Source organism: Actinomadura xylanilytica (assembly GCF_030283145.1).
In the GTDB taxonomy this organism is placed as follows: Bacteria; Actinomycetota; Actinomycetes; order Streptosporangiales; family Streptosporangiaceae; genus Spirillospora; species Spirillospora xylanilytica.
In genome coordinates this window covers 90198-104320 of the sequence record NZ_JASNWE010000004.1, presented here as the reverse complement: position 1 = coordinate 104320, position 14123 = coordinate 90198, and the positions used below count along the sequence as shown (strand labels likewise).

The following is a 14123-nucleotide window of genomic DNA, read 5'->3' as shown; positions in this document are numbered from 1 at the left end:
AAGGCCACCTCCCGAATCAAGAACAATAGTGTCTGAGTGAGAGTCGCCAGGCAACCGGAACGCCGCAGTGGCCCCCGGCCGCCGGCACGCGATTCGACCTGCGGGAACGGGGGCCCGGCGGAGGGAGGTGCGCGGCCGTGAGCGCCGGCGCGCTCTAGCCGTGACGGAGTACGGCGTGGGCGGCGCTGAGGCGTTGGACCTCATCGCGTTCGGAGTGGTCGCCCGATACGTCGTCGGCCCATCCGAGCAGCCGGTGCAGGTGGGCGGCGGCCGTGGTCGTGACGGTACGGGGGCTGCCGAGGGCGACTTCGCCGCTGGTCCCGTCGATGGTGACGAGGGTGCCCTCGCCGATGGTGCGCCCACCGGCTCCCACCGACCCGCCGGCGACGTCGACGGTGAGGCCGGTGACCCCCACGACGGCGGGTTTCGCCATCGATCGTGCGACGACCGCGGCATGGCTGGCCGGCCCGCCGCGGGCGGTGACGATCCCGGCGGCGGCGGCCAGGCCGCGCAGGTCGTGCGGGGAGGTCTCCGGGCGTACCAGGATGACCGGGCCGTCCGCGGCCATGCGCACGGCCCCGTCGGCCGTGGTCGCCACCCTGCCGGCCGCAACACCGGGACAGGCGCCCAGCCCCCGGGCCAGGATGTCGGTCCTCTCGGTCGTCGCCATCCGGGGTGTGCGGACGTGCCGGAGATGCCCCGCTGAGACCCTGAGCAGCGCCTCGCGGCGTCCGATCACGCGCTCGTCGGCGAGGTCGGCCGCGACGCGGACGGCGGCACCTCCGACGAACCGGCCGGGCCGGACCTGGAGGATCCACAGCTCGCCGGACTGGAAGGTGAACTCGACGTAGCACGCGTCGCGGTAGTGCCCCTCGATCCGGCTCAGGGCATCGAGGAGGCCGGTCCACACCGCCGGCTCCCGGTCGGCGAGTTCGCGCAAGGGACGGGTCAGCGCTCTGCCGGAGACGACGTCCTCGCCCTGGCGTCCGAACATGACCTCGCCGAACGGGACGTTCCCGCCGGTGTTGGGGTCGCGGCTGAACGCGACTCCGGTGCCGCTGCGGTCATCGCGGTTCCCGAACACCATCGTCTGCACGATCGCGGCGGTGCCGAGGTCGTGCGGGACGTCATGCAGGTCGCGGTAGGTGCGTGCGCGCGGTGTGTCCCAGGACGAGAGCACGGTCCTGACGGCCAGCTCCAGTTGCCGGGCCGCGTCGTCCGGGATCGGCCGGCCGCGTCGTCGCCGGATGAGGTCCTCGACCGCTCCGATCGCGCCGGTGAGGTCGGCCTCCTCGTCGCCGGTTCCCCGCCCGGGGGCTCCGCCGAGGACGGCTCCCACGCCGTCCGCGTCCAGGTTCGTGATCGCCGCGGCGAAGCCAGACAGGAGCCGCAGCCGCGAGTCCAGCGCGAAGCGCGGGTCGCCCGTCTCCGCCGCCAGCCCGGCTGTGGCCGCGGTCGTGAGGCCGAGGTTGAGGATCGTGTTCATCATGCCGGGCATCGAGACGCCGGCCCCGGAGCGGACGGACACCGCCAGCGGCGCCCGTGATCCGCCGAAGCGGCGTCCGGTGGAGGCTTCGAGGTCGGTGACGGCCGTCGCGAGCTCGTCGCCCAGCCCGTCCGGAAGCCGCCCGTCACGCAGGAACGCGCGGCATGCCTCCGTGGTGACGACGAACCCGGCGGGCACCCGCAACCCGAGACGGTGCAGGACCACGAGGCCGTGCGCCTTGCCGCCCAGCAGCTCCGCCGCCTCGTCGACCTGCGCGGAGAGCGGCCGAATCCACCTCACCGGGGGATCCCGAGTGTGGCGAGCAGGTCTTCGTGAAGCTCGGCCCACACGGTGTGGTACGACGCGGTGCTGTCGGTCACGTACTCCAGCGCGCCGGAGGCGGCGCGCTGGCGGGCTTCAGCGAGGCGGGCCCGGTAGCGGCCGAAGCGGGGCAACGCCGCCGACAGCTCGGCGCAGACGACGGCGGCACGCTGGTCGAACTCGGCGAACCGGGCGAGGACGCGGGCGTCGTAGGACGGATCGCCGTGGTCGTTGGCGGTCATGACACCGTCGACGGATCGGAGCTGCCATGCCGCGCAGAGGTCGAGCAGTTCCGGGTTGAGCACGAGAAAGCCGTCGAACGCCGCCCTCAGGGCGACGCGGGCACCGGCCGATTCCAGCTCGCCGGTGATCCGCTCGGCGGCGGCGGCGCGGCCGGCGTCCGTCAGCCCCCACCCGCCGAAGCCGCCGCCCGAATGCGTGACGAGACCGGCGACCGCGAGATCGATCAGCTCGGACTCGGCGTCGGACTCACCGAGACCCGTGGCCGCGGCCACGCGGGCGGGCCCGGCGTGGCCGCCGCAGCGCAGGGCATGGAGCACCAGCAGGTCGGTGCCGGTCGCGGGAGGCTCGGGCCGGGTCATGTCCTGCCTCTCGACTGTTCGCCGCTCGCCTGTGCGCCTTTCGACCGCGCGCCGCTCGAAGCGCCGGCGGTCGATGCCGCGTGGGCGGCGCCTCGCCCGTCGGCTCGGGCGACGATCCGGCCGTCCTGGACGCGCACAGCGGCCTCCGTCTCATCGTGCGGGTCCGTCAGGCCGATCGCCGACGCCGCCAGACCCTCCTCATCGAGGACCAGCCGGACGCGCCGCCAGACCTCGGGGGCGAACACCCGCCGCAGGCAGCCGGTGAGGTCGGTGATCCTCAGCCGGACGAGGCGGCCGGTCTCGGCGGGATCGCTCGTGACGGCGACCACCGTCACCTGCTCGCCGGGCCGGGCGGAACGGACGGCCTCCTCGGCGGCGGCGAGACGGCCGGCCCCCAGCACCGCGATCAGCCCGTCGGCGCCGAGGTCGACCCGATCCCCGCTGAGCCGGTCCGCGAGTCCCGCCGGCGGATCCCAGACGTCCTCGCACGGCCGCGCCGGGGCGACGTGGGGCAGGTGCGGCGGCGCCCAGGTGTCGGCGAGGTCGAGCGCGGCCAGATGCCCGCATGCGCGCGCCACGTCGAAGGGGTCACCGAATCCCGGTGCGGTCTCGGCCAGATGCCCCGAACCGTCCAGCAGCGTCAGCACCAGCTCGGCCAGCCGCACGCGCCGGGTCGGCACCCTGGGAGCCAGTGCGCACGACTCCAGCGCGAGGGCGAGCAGCAACGCCTCCAGCCGGGCCACCTGCGCCAGCACTGCGCGCCCGTGCCCGTCATCGAGGAGGCCGACCAGCGAGCGCAGTTGCAGGCGCCCTCCCGAAGCCGTGTCGCCGACCAAGGGCAGCCGTTCGAGCCAGGACCGGGCGAACACCCCGAGCGCATCGGCCGGCGACATCGGCGCCTCCGGAGGCCCGCCGGTGGCGGCGTCCTCGATCATGTCGATCAGCACCGCCAGATACAGTGCGCGCTTGCTCGGGAAGTTCGAGTACACCGCCCCGCGGGTCAGCTCGGCCCGCTCGGCGATCCGATCCACCTTGGCCAAGGCGTAGCCGTGCTCGGTGAACTCCTCCCTCGCCGCCGCCAGCACGGACGTCCGAGTGCGCACCTGCTGCTGCGCCCGGGTCAGCCGGACCATCGCCGCCCCCTTTCCTAGTACCTCGGGCATGAGGATACTCCCAAAATCCAAATGTTATGAACATCTGGATTGCAGGGCTCCCAGGGAAGAGCCTCCGGGATGGTCAGGCGGTCGTCAGCGCGACGACGTCGGCGAGGACCTCGGAGGCGGTGATCGCGTCCAGCTCGGAGAACGGCAGGGGGCTGGACTCGGCCCGCCGGCCGAGGCGGGCGTCCCGGTCGAGCCGGACACGGTCGATGCGCTGTTCGGGCCAGTAGTTGATGTCACCGGCGGGGATGCCCGGATTGACGGTGATGACGGCGGCTCGGCCACCGGGCAGTTCCCGGAGAATCTCGACCTGGATGCCGTTGTCCTCGGCGCTGCCCCGCTGCCAGCCGCGCCGTTCCATGCCGACCACCCTGCCGACCGGCACGGTGACGCCGTGGAAGCGTTCCAGCTCGGTGCCCGCGCGCTCCTCCTCGGTCAGCGCGTACGTGGGGCGCCTGAGCTGCGGGAAGGGCTGGGTGGTCTCGTAGTCGTCGAACACCTCGGCCCATGCCTCCAGGCTGCCGGACAACTGGAGCGGATGGGCCACCCCCACCCGGGCCGGCCCGGTCAGCGCCAACGCGTCGTCCTGGAGGTCGGCGAACGTCCGGTCCTCGGCGATGCGGAACGCGCGGCCGTCCTCGGTGATCCACACCAGCCGCCGGGCGACGTGCCGCACCAGCGGATGCTCGACGATCAGAGTCCGGAACTCCTCGGCGGTCCACCGGCGCTGCGTGACCATGGCCCGTTCGAAGCGCCGGAGCTGCTCGCCGGCCACGGTCCGGACGTCCTTCTTCAGGGCGGCGAACCGCCGGTGGGCGGCCGGGGCCAGCTCCTGGTCGTCGCGGACGCCCGGCTTGGGAAGGCTCGCGCGCCTCCTGCCGGTGTCGTCGATGACGTACGGCCGGAGCTGCTCGTCGAAGCCCGCCGTGAAGCCGCGCGGCCCGTAGTCGAGGAGCATCCCGCCGCTCTCGTCGAGCCCGAAGTCGGGAACGAGCCGGTCGCCGAGCTGGTCGGGGCTCAGCCCGAGGTCTTCGGCCAGCGAGTCGATCCGCTCCTGCGCCTTCTTCCTCAATCCCTTGTACTTGACCTTGGTGGCCAGGCCGTGGAGGTGCATCAGCGCTACATCGGTGCCGATCGCGAGCAGGACGTCCAGGCCCTTGACCGCCCGGTGGTGCCCGCCGTCGCCCGGCCATGCCTGGATCACCGGCGTGAGCTTGCGCACCGTCTCATCGTCGCCGAACAACCCCAAGGCCGTCAGCACCCAGTCGTCGCCCTCCCAGGCGTAGGCCCGCGCGCGCCGGCCCGACAACTCGAACAGCCGCCAGGCGAGCGGGGCGAGGCAGGCGGGGTCGCAGATCTCCTTGACGACGTCGATGCCCGCGTACGGCTTGTCCGGCGTGGAGACGGCGAGCATGGAGACGATGTGGTCGACCGCTTCGAGGGGAAGCGCCAGGCCGCTCTCCCGAAGGAGCACCTGGGGGAGGAGGTGCGGATCCTGCCAGACCGGCCGCCGGGGCATCACGGCCGGAAGGTCGTCCAGGGGATCGGCGGCGAGCAGCGCCCTGGCCGCCTTCGCGGCCTTGGCGCCGTACTCCCCGGCCACTTCGAGGATTCCCTCGTCGCCTTCGGCCGCGACGATACGCCGAAGGGCGGCCTCCGCCTTGAACCGCTGCGGGCCGGTCTTCCCCAGCGCGATGGGAATGAGGGCACGGGCCGCCGCCCGTTCCTCCGACTCTCCCGGCACCCCGGTGGTCAGCGGTTGGAGCCCCTTGACGGTCATCCGCTTGAACTTGGGACGCTCGCGCGTCCACGGCGGCTCGACCAGCAGCCGCGGCAGGGACTCCGCCGGGGCCGCCGGCGCCCATCCGGCCGCCAGCTCGTCGATCGACTCGACGACCTCGCGGACCTCGGCGGGCAGGCGCGGCAGAACGGCGGCGGCAACGTCGGCGCGGGCCGCCACATGGTCGCGCAGCAGCCGGACGGCGTAGGAGGAGATCGGCGCGGGACCCGACACGGCCGCCTCACCGAGCAGCCGCAGCGCCCGCTCGGGAAAGCGGCGGGCCGTCTCGATCACGGCCCTTTGCGCCTGCGGCCGGTCAAGGCGGTCCACCAGAAGCCGGAACGCCTCATCGGTCGCCAGCACACCGAGCGCCCGCAGCAACTCGTACGGGTCGCGCCCGGTCTCGGTCTCCTCATCGGCGACGGTGGCCAGCGTCGAGGCCAGTGCCGGACCGACGCCCTCGACGACCGTGGGGAGCACGCCCGGACGGCCGTGGATCCAGTACCACCCGCTGTGACCGGCGCGCAGCGTGGCGAGATGGTCGGCCGACCCTATCGTGCGCAGCACCATCATCCAGGTATACGGCTCAAGGTCGGGCAGGGTGCCGCAGAGTTCGTCGACCCACGCGGTCTGCGTCGGCACCAGGTATGCGGCGGCCAAGCGTCGCATACCGTCATGGCGGAGCCCGCCCAGCGCCTCGACGGCCCGCTGGTATTCCGGCTCGGCGGCGACCGCGAGAAAGGCGCGAACGCGGGCCGCGACCAGTTCGAGGCACCTCAGGCCATGGTTGTATCCGGGGTCCTGTTTGTCCAGGCGGCGGACGCGGAGATGACGCCAGTCCCTCCGCTCCTTCCATTTGTAACCGTCGACGAAGACGCCGCTGAGCTCGACCGTGGCCGCGGCGGCGAAGACCAGGCCGTGCTCGGCGATCCACGCGTCCGCGATGACGGCGAACGGTTCCTCGTCGTGCTCGTAGTCGTCCCGGAGCGGCCACTCCGCGGCGATGACGGCCGCGAGCACACCCGCGCCCTGCGGGTTCGCCTCGCCCCCCAGATGAGCGCGGGCGGATCCGACCAGGTCTCTTCGGCTCTCCCGGCTCTCGAGCAGGTGGTCGATCTCGTCGCGGCTCTCCTTCACCCACTGCCGAACGGTGGAGACGGCGTCCGGGACGAGTTCGAGCGGGGGGCCGTGCGTCCCGCCGCGACGTGGATGGAGGGTGGCGCGCCAATCGTCGGGAATGACGAGAAGATCTTCGTTCTGGGGCATGCGGAGCAAGGTAGTGACGACGCCCGACATTTTCCGGACATCAGGAGAGGCGGTACTCCCAGCCCTCTCGCCAGGCGAAGCCGGCGTCGAGGAGATCCTCGACGGGCCTGCCGTCGATGAAGTGGCCGAGCCGGCACCCCGTGGGGTGAATCCTTTGAACCGGTTCGTTCCTCTCATAGGTGTGCCGACAACAGCGTCGGGACACGACCAGGAGGTTGTCATGATCGTTGGTGCCGTCGTGATCGGTGTGACAGTGCTCGTCTGCGCGTGCAGTATCACCGTGCTGCGTCGGCGGGGTCGCTCGCGTGGCTGAGGGGACCTGGCCCGGTGAGCGGCTGATCGCCGCCGCGCAGGGCGGTGACCTCGAGTCGATCGCCGCGTTGGTGTCCGGCTCGCACCCGCACGTGCGCAGATTCGCCCGCTCACTGTGCGCCTCGCCCGAAGACGCCGAAGACGCCGCGCAGGAGGCGTTGATCATCTTGTATCGCAAGATCGGGACGCTGCGGGCCTCCGGTGCGCTGGCATCGTGGATGTTCCGCATCGTCCGCAACGAGTGTCTGCGGCGGGCGCGACTGAGACCGCTGCACCATGAACCGGTCCCTGACGCCGGCGTGATCTCGGCCGAGGACGAGGTCCTGCAACGCCTGGACGCGGGTCGAGTCGCGGCGGCGATCGCCACTCTGCCCGCCGACCAGCGACACGTACTGATCATGCGCGACATTCAGGGATACAGCGGGCGGATGGTCGCCGACGCACTCGGCCTCAGCCTCCCCGCGATGAAATCGCGGCTGCATCGCGCTCGCGCGTCGGTCAACCGCACGCTGCAGGGCACACCCTTGGTCCCAGGAGACGCCGATGACTGACAAGCAGGGCTATGCGAGCGCGTCACTTCCCCGGCACCTGCTACGCGGGGCGGTGGGACTCGGGGCCTTGATCGGTTCGTTCGCGCTGCTGCCGGTGCTCGGACTCGGCAGCCTCCTGCTCGCACCGATCGGCCTGCTCGCGCTACGCGGGTGTCCGGCCTGCTGGGCGATCGGGCTGATGCAGACCATCTCCATGGGCCGGTTGCGGCGCGCTTGCATGGACGGGCGATGCGAACTGACCGTCGCCCGATCCACTCGCTCGCATCAGGACACATCCAGCAGCCACGGTGAAGCGCGTTGACGCCTGGTTCGCCGACCCTGAACGTAAGAATGCGACGCGTCGTGAGTGTGACAAGGTCGCGGACGCTTCGTCTCGCCGTCGACGTACTCGATGCTCCGGCGCAGCAGGGTCAACAGCCCGTTGAGGCGGCCTCGCCGGCGCTGATGATTCCCGTGAGGGCGGAGCGCACATCATGGAGTTCGGCGATCTGGTTGTCGATGCGCTGTCGCTCCCGTACGAACTCGGCGATGAGGTCGTCGCATCCGGGCGCGAGAAACTCGCCGTCATCGACCATGCAGGGCAGGATCTCTCCGACCATGTCGGTGTTGAGACCTGCCGCGAGAAGGATCCGGATGCGGCGGACCACCTCGGCGTGCTCATCGGTGTAGAGGCGGTATCCGGCGGCCGTCCGTTCAGGACGCAGCAGGCCCTTCTCCTCGTAGTAGCGCAACGCGCGAGTGCTCACCCCGGCACGGTCTGCGAGCGCACCGATCTGCATGCCTCATCGCCTTTCGAGCTTGACCTTCACGTCAACGTCAACCTCTAGCGTAACGGGCACGACCGGGACGCCGACGTCCCCGAACGACGGGAGAACACCATCATGGGCCAGACCACAGCACCGCCGGTGACAGTGATCGGTCTGGGACCGATGGGACGCGCCATGGCCGCGGCGTTCCTTGCCGCCGGCCACCCGACCACGGTGTGGAACCGGACCCCCGGCAAGGCCGACGAACTTCTCGCCAGCGGCGCCACCTGGGCAGACGGCCCGCTGGCCGCGCTCGATGCGAGTGAAGTGGCCATCGTATGCGTCATCGACGCCGACGCCATCGACGCCATCCTCGACCGGGCACTCGCCGAATCAGATCATCACGAACTGCCGGCCACCACACTGGTCAACCTCACCTCCGAAGGCCCGGGGCGCACCCGCGAGCTGGCCACCCGCGCTGAGAGTCTCGGCGTGGCCTACCTCGACGGCTCGATCATGACTCCGGCGGCGGCCATCGGCACGGAGGCGACCCGCATCCTCTACAGCGGACCGGCCGATCTCTTCGACCGCCACCAGCAGACGTTGGCGGCACTGGGCGGCACGGCTGTCCATCTCGGTACCGACCCTGGGAGGGCGGCGAGCTTCGACGTCGCCCTGCTCAACCTGTTCTGGAGCTCGATCACCGGGTTGATGCACTCCTTCGCGCTCGCGGCGCGGCAGCACGTGCCGGCCACCGCGCTGGCGCCCCACGCCCAGCAGATGGCACAGCTCGTCGCCGACCTGCTTCCCGCACTCGCGACCGAGATCGACGCCGGCGGCTTCTCCGGGGAAGGGTCGTCCTCGCTGACCTCGGTCGCCGCGAGCCTGAATCACATCGTCCACGCACTTGAGGAGGCCGAGGTCTCCTCGGCCGTCACCCGGGCGGCCAAGGAGGTCATCGATGCCGCAGTGTCGGCCGGCCACGGAGCGGACTCCCCGACCCGCCTCGCCGAGTTCCTCAGTCGCGACCCGCGCGAGTGGACCTCCACCAACCCGGCACACCGACCGTGATGCGTTGGTCAGGCCGACCGTTCGATCCGGGTGACGAGGTCTGGAGATGTGCCGAACCCGAGGGGCGGTTCCTTGTTCAGCGGCGGGAGAACTCGGCCCTGACCTTGCTCGACCAGATGAACGGCTGGGTGCCGAGCCAGATCAGGCCCAGGAGCATGAGAGGGGCGAGGAGGGGGGCATTGTCGTCCGAGTCCAGGTTCAGGCCCGACCCTGCCATCTCGTAGATGGGCACGACCCAGAGCAGGGCCACCAGGCCTTCGACGGGCACGGCCATGGCGAGCAGGGCATGGCGGACGGGCGGGGCCGTCACCCGTCCGGCGAGCGACGAGTTCACCGCGGTGAAGGCGAACAAGAACGCGAGCGTGCTCAGCACCCAGGAGATCTCGAATCCGAGGTTGGGCTCGATGACCGGGATGTCGTTGGACCGCCAGTACACGATGAGGGTTTCCACGTGAAGGCCGCCGAGGATCGCGAACACCAGGGCGAGGACGAGCGTCGGCCTGTGCGGCAGGAACCAAAGCCCGCACATGAGGATGAACGCCACGACCACAGGCAGCAGCGTAAGGATCGTTTCGCTCACATATAGCTCGATGGGAGGCTCCCCGCTGGTCCCCCTCCACGGCCCGGCCAGGAAGGTCAGGACAGCGAGCGCGGTGCACAGGAGGGCGACTCTGACGAGGGCTGTTCGGTGGCGCCGGAGCGGGATGTCGCTGATGGGCGGGTGGAGGAGCGCGGTGCGGGGCGGCCGGTGAGGGATGGGCGGTCCGACGTCGGCCGTGGTCTCGGAGGTGGGAGCCAGGGCGGCGTTGAGCAGGTCGCGGACCTGGGCGGGGGAGAGTCGTTCGTTCGGGTCCTTGCGCAGCAGGCCGTTCAGGACCTGCGCCAGCGGGCCGCCGCACTGGGGCGGGGGCGGCTGCCGGGTGGCGATCGCGACGAAGACGGCTCCATGGCTGGGCCCGTCGAACGGACGGCGGCCCTCGACCGCCCCGTACAGGGTGGCGGCCAGGGACCACAGATCCGAGGCGGGGGTGACGGCCTTGCCCTCCACTTGTTCGGGGGACATGTAGGCGGGCGTGCCCAGCACCATGCCCGAACGGGTGATGGTGACGTCGCCCTCCAGCGCGGCGATGCCGAAGTCGGTGAGGAGGACCCGGTCGCCTTCGAGGAGCACGTTGGCGGGTTTGACGTCGCGGTGGACGACGCCCTGCGCGTGGGCGGCCGAGAGGGCGTCCAGCATCGCGAGCCCGATCGCGGCGACCTGGCTCTGGGGAAGTGCCTTCTGCTCGGCCAGTAGTTGTTCGAGGGAACGGCCGCGGACCAGCTCCATGACGATCCAGGGACGGCCGTCGTCGCCCATCACCCGGTCATAGACGGTGACGATGCCGGTGTGCCTCAAGCGGGCGGCGGCGCGGGCCTCGCGTTCCATCCGGGCGTACCAGACGCGCCGCTCCTGGTCGGTGGCCTGTTCGGGCACCCGGAGCTCCTTGACGGCGACCTCGCGGTCGAGCTCGATGTCATGGGCGCGCCACACCGAACCCATGCCGCCCTGACCGATCTGACCGATATTCCGGTACCGGCCCGCCAGTACCCCGTCACCGTCCCAGCTCATGATCGGAATCTATCGGTGCGGAACGGCCGGAAGAAGGCGATCGGGACAAGGACGCCGAGATCTTGGTGCTGCGACCGGCGGGTGGTCGGCCCACCGACGGTGACGAAAACAACCTACGTGGTAGTATGCTCGCGGATTACGGAGAAATGAGTTCACATGCGCGAAGTCGTCATCGTCGATGCGGTCCGATCTCCTGTCGGCAAGCGCAACGGCGGCCTGGCCCCCAAGCACTCGAACGAACTGCTCGGCGACGTCCTCGCCGGGCTTCTTGAGCGATGCGGCCTCACCGGCGCCGAGGTCGACCACGTCGTCGGAGGATGTGTCCTGCAACTCGGCATGCAGGCCGCCAACGTCACGCGCAACGCGTGGCTCACCGCCGGCCTTCCGCTGGAGGTGCCGGCGGTGACGGTGAACGCCCAGTGCGGTTCCTCGCAGGAGGCCCACCTGGTGGCGCAGGCCATGATCGCGGGCGGCCTCGCAGATGTCGCGATCGCCTGCGGTGTCGAGGCGATGAGCCAGATCCCGCTGGGCAGCACCATGCCGCCGGGCGGGCCGTACGGCAACCCTCGGGGCGGTAGGTACGCCGAGGTCTACGAACCGACGATCCAGTTCGAGGCGGCCGACCGTATCGCCGAGCAGTGGCGGTTGAGCCGCGGGGCGCTCGACGAGTTCGCGAAGAACTCCCAGGACCGGGCCGCGCTCGCCTGGGACCAGGACCGCTTCGGCAGCCAGATCGTCCCTGTCGACGCTCCGGTTGTCGACGAGAACGGCGTGATCGTCGGAACGAAGACGATCACGCGCGACGAGGGCCTTCGGCCGACGACGCTCGAGGGCCTCGCCGGGCTGAGGCTCAACCAGCCCGACCGGGTGCCGCCGAGCTTCCACACCGCCGGCAACTCGTCGCAGGTCTCCGACGGGGCCAGTGCGGTGCTGCTGATGAGCAGAGAGAAGGCCGACCTTCTCGGGCTCCGCCCGCGGGCGCGCGTCCTCGACTCGGTCCTGGTCGGCTCCGATCCCGTCCTCATGCTCACCGGGCCGATTCCGGCGACCGCGAAGATCCTGGCCCGGACCGGGCTCTCGCTGTCCGACATCGACGTCATCGAGATCAACGAGGCGTTCTCCTCGGTCGCCTGCGCGTGGGCGAAGGAGTACGGCGCGGATATGGACCGGGTGAACGTCAACGGCGGCGCGATCGCCCTCGGCCACCCGCTCGGCGCGACCGGGACCATCCTGATCACCAAGGCGCTCTACGAACTCGAGCGCACCGGCGGTCGCTACGGACTGATCACGATGTGCTGTGGCGGCGGGCTCGGAACGGGAACGATCGTCGAACGACTGCCCGACGGGGCCCGCCCGTGACTCTCACCGACGCTCAATCCCCCGACGCCCGCCCCGAGGGGAACCCGGCGCTCCCGCGCGGCGTGCGGGACGTCCTCGACAGAGAAGAGGCCCGATGATCGACACGACGGTTCGGCCGTGGATGACCGGCGACGCGGCCGACCTTTTCGCGATGGCCACGGACTTCTTCGACCGCGAGATCCCGGCGAACAGGGAGAGGTGGGAGGCGCAGCGTCACGTCGACCGCGACTTCTGGCTCAGGTGCGGCGAACTCGGCCTGCTGTGCGCGAGCATCCCCGAGGAGTACGGCGGTGGCGGCGGCAGCTTCCTTCACCAGGCGACGATCCAGGAGGCCTACGCGCGTCACGGTGACCGCTCTTGGGGCAACTCGATGCACAGCGGAGTCGTCGCCGACTACATCGGCAACTACGGGACGGACGAGCAGCGGCGGCGCTGGCTGCCGAAGATGGCCAGCGGCGAACTCATCGGGGCACTGGCCATGACCGAGCCGTCCGCCGGTTCCGACCTCAAGGCGATTCGCACCAAGGCGGTGCGCACGGACCAAGGGTGGCTCCTCAACGGGTCCAAGATCTTCATCACCAACGGCGGCAGCGCCGATCTCATCGTCGTCGCCTGCTCCACCGACCCGTCGAAAGGCGCGAAGGGCATCTCCCTGCTCGTCGTCGAAGCCCAGGATGCCGCCGGCTTCACCCGAGGTCGGCCCCTGGAGAAGATCGGTCAGCACGGTGCGGACACGAACGAGCTCTTCTTCGACGACGTCCTGGTTCCGGAGGAGAACCTCCTCGGCGAGGAGGGCGACGGCTTCGCGATGATGATGAACAAGCTGCCGCAGGAGCGCCTGATCGTCGGCATCACCGCGGTCACCGCGACCGAGCTGGCGCTTTCGGTCACCACGGACTACGTGAAGCAGCGCGAGGCGTTCGGCGGCACCTTGTTCGACAAGCAGCACATCCGGTTCGAGCTTGCCGAGTGCGCCACCCTCGCGAGGGTCGCCCGCGTCTTCCTCAACGCATGCATGACCACCCACCTGTCGAGCGGACTGGACCTCCCCACGTCGGCGATGTGCAAGTGGTGGCTCACCGACATCCAGTGCCAGGTGATCGACAAATGCCTGCAGCTGCACGGCGGGTACGGCTACATGACCGAGTACACGATCGCCCGGCTGTACGCCGACGCCCGAGCGCAGCGCATCTACGGCGGCACCAACGAGATCCAGAAGGAACTGATCGCCCGGTCTCTCTGATCCGGCTACGGCATCGACCGAAGGGCTCCACCATGACCGGCTCCGCGACCGGCGTCCCCCGCCGTTTCGGCGGTATCGACGCCTTCCGCGCCTGCGTCGGCGAGGAACTCGGCGTCGGCGAGTGGTTCGAGGTCGACCAGGACCGCATCGACGCCTTCGCGGAGACCACGGAGGACCGGCAGTGGATCCACGTCGACCCCGCACGGGCGGCCTCGGGTCCCTACCGTGCGCCGATCGCGCACGGCTACCTGACGCTGTCGCTGATCCCCTTTCTGGGCGGCCGGATCTTCACCGTCGACGGGATCCGGATGTCGATCAACTACGGGCTGAACAAGGTGCGCTTCCCGCAGGCGGTGACGGTCGGCTCCCGGGTCCGCGCTCGCGCGACGCTGGCCGGCGTCGACGACACCGCCACGGGCACCCAGGCCGTCATCCGCTACACGATCGAGATCGATGGCCGGGACAAGCCGGCCTGCGTCGCCGAGACCGTTCGCCTCATGGTGCCGTGAGGGGCACCGGCCCCGGCCGTCGCAGGCCCGGGGCGGCGCGCGATCCGTCGAGCCGATGGGTGACGCGCAGACCTCACCCCGCCGATCGCGGCACACGCCCGAGTCCGA

13 protein-coding genes are annotated in these 14123 nt (G+C 70.7%); 7 read left to right on the top strand and 6 right to left on the bottom strand.

Annotated features, from left to right (window positions below; translation table 11 throughout):
- Positions 1 to 154: 154 nt before the first annotated feature.
- The 4 genes from QP090_RS24260 to QP090_RS24245 form a co-directional block, all read right to left on the bottom strand.
- The gene (locus tag QP090_RS24260; RefSeq protein ID WP_285941564.1) at positions 155 to 1786 is read right to left on the bottom strand and encodes a pyruvate, phosphate dikinase; all 1632 of its coding nucleotides are present in this window, start codon (positions 1784 to 1786) and stop codon (positions 155 to 157) included.
- Positions 1783 to 2409 carry a transcriptional regulator gene (locus QP090_RS24255; protein ID WP_285941562.1) on the bottom strand — a complete coding sequence of 209 codons (627 nt, stop codon included), beginning with the start codon at positions 2407 to 2409 and terminating at the stop codon, positions 1783 to 1785. The genes QP090_RS24260 and QP090_RS24255 overlap by 4 nt, the downstream gene beginning before the upstream one ends.
- A complete protein-coding gene (locus QP090_RS24250; protein WP_285941560.1) occupies positions 2406 to 3572 on the bottom strand; it encodes a TetR/AcrR family transcriptional regulator in 1167 nt (388 codons plus the stop codon). The genes QP090_RS24255 and QP090_RS24250 overlap by 4 nt, the downstream gene beginning before the upstream one ends.
- Before the next feature lie 73 nt (positions 3573 to 3645).
- Entirely contained in the window at positions 3646 to 6615 is a 2970-nt protein-coding gene (locus tag QP090_RS24245; protein ID WP_285941558.1) for a DUF4132 domain-containing protein, read from the bottom strand.
- Between QP090_RS24245 and QP090_RS24240 the strand changes: the two genes are divergently transcribed.
- From QP090_RS24240 to QP090_RS24230, 3 genes are read left to right on the top strand one after another with little or no spacing between them, the layout of a single operon-like run.
- The gene (locus QP090_RS24240) at positions 6614 to 6928 is read left to right on the top strand and encodes a hypothetical protein (protein ID WP_285941557.1); all 315 of its coding nucleotides are present in this window, start codon (positions 6614 to 6616) and stop codon (positions 6926 to 6928) included. The two genes, QP090_RS24245 and QP090_RS24240, sit on opposite strands and share 2 nt — an antisense overlap.
- Complete coding sequence (locus QP090_RS24235; protein ID WP_285941555.1) at positions 6921 to 7478, top strand: RNA polymerase sigma factor; 558 nt, start codon at positions 6921 to 6923, stop codon at positions 7476 to 7478. The genes QP090_RS24240 and QP090_RS24235 overlap by 8 nt, the downstream gene beginning before the upstream one ends.
- Positions 7471 to 7779, top strand: coding sequence for a hypothetical protein (locus QP090_RS24230; RefSeq protein WP_285941553.1), 309 nt, complete (start codon positions 7471 to 7473; stop codon positions 7777 to 7779). The genes QP090_RS24235 and QP090_RS24230 overlap by 8 nt, the downstream gene beginning before the upstream one ends.
- A gap of 109 nt (positions 7780 to 7888) precedes the next feature.
- Here QP090_RS24230 and QP090_RS24225 read toward each other — a convergent pair whose 3' ends face one another.
- Positions 7889 to 8257, bottom strand: coding sequence for a MerR family transcriptional regulator (locus QP090_RS24225; protein WP_285941552.1), 369 nt, complete (start codon positions 8255 to 8257; stop codon positions 7889 to 7891).
- A gap of 102 nt (positions 8258 to 8359) precedes the next feature.
- On the opposite strand from QP090_RS24225, the gene QP090_RS24220 reads away from it, so the two are divergent.
- Positions 8360 to 9295, top strand: coding sequence for an NAD(P)-dependent oxidoreductase (locus tag QP090_RS24220; protein ID WP_285941550.1), 936 nt, complete (start codon positions 8360 to 8362; stop codon positions 9293 to 9295).
- A gap of 76 nt (positions 9296 to 9371) precedes the next feature.
- Here QP090_RS24220 and QP090_RS24215 read toward each other — a convergent pair whose 3' ends face one another.
- Positions 9372 to 10904: a serine/threonine-protein kinase gene (locus QP090_RS24215; protein ID WP_285941549.1), complete on the bottom strand. Its 1533-nt coding sequence runs from the start codon at positions 10902 to 10904 to the stop codon at positions 9372 to 9374.
- Between the two features lie 156 nt (positions 10905 to 11060).
- Here QP090_RS24215 and QP090_RS24210 point away from each other — a divergent pair, with 156 nt between their 5' ends.
- The 3 genes from QP090_RS24210 to QP090_RS24200 all read left to right on the top strand — a co-directional run bounded on the left by QP090_RS24210 (position 11061) and on the right by QP090_RS24200 (position 14015).
- Positions 11061 to 12263, top strand: a complete 1203-nt coding sequence (locus tag QP090_RS24210) for an acetyl-CoA C-acyltransferase (RefSeq protein WP_285941548.1) — start codon at positions 11061 to 11063, stop codon at positions 12261 to 12263.
- 94 nt (positions 12264 to 12357) lie between these two features.
- Complete coding sequence (locus tag QP090_RS24205) at positions 12358 to 13506, top strand: acyl-CoA dehydrogenase family protein (protein ID WP_285941546.1); 1149 nt, start codon at positions 12358 to 12360, stop codon at positions 13504 to 13506.
- A gap of 32 nt (positions 13507 to 13538) precedes the next feature.
- Complete coding sequence (locus QP090_RS24200; protein ID WP_285941544.1) at positions 13539 to 14015, top strand: MaoC family dehydratase; 477 nt, start codon at positions 13539 to 13541, stop codon at positions 14013 to 14015.
- Positions 14016 to 14123 lie beyond the last annotated feature (108 nt).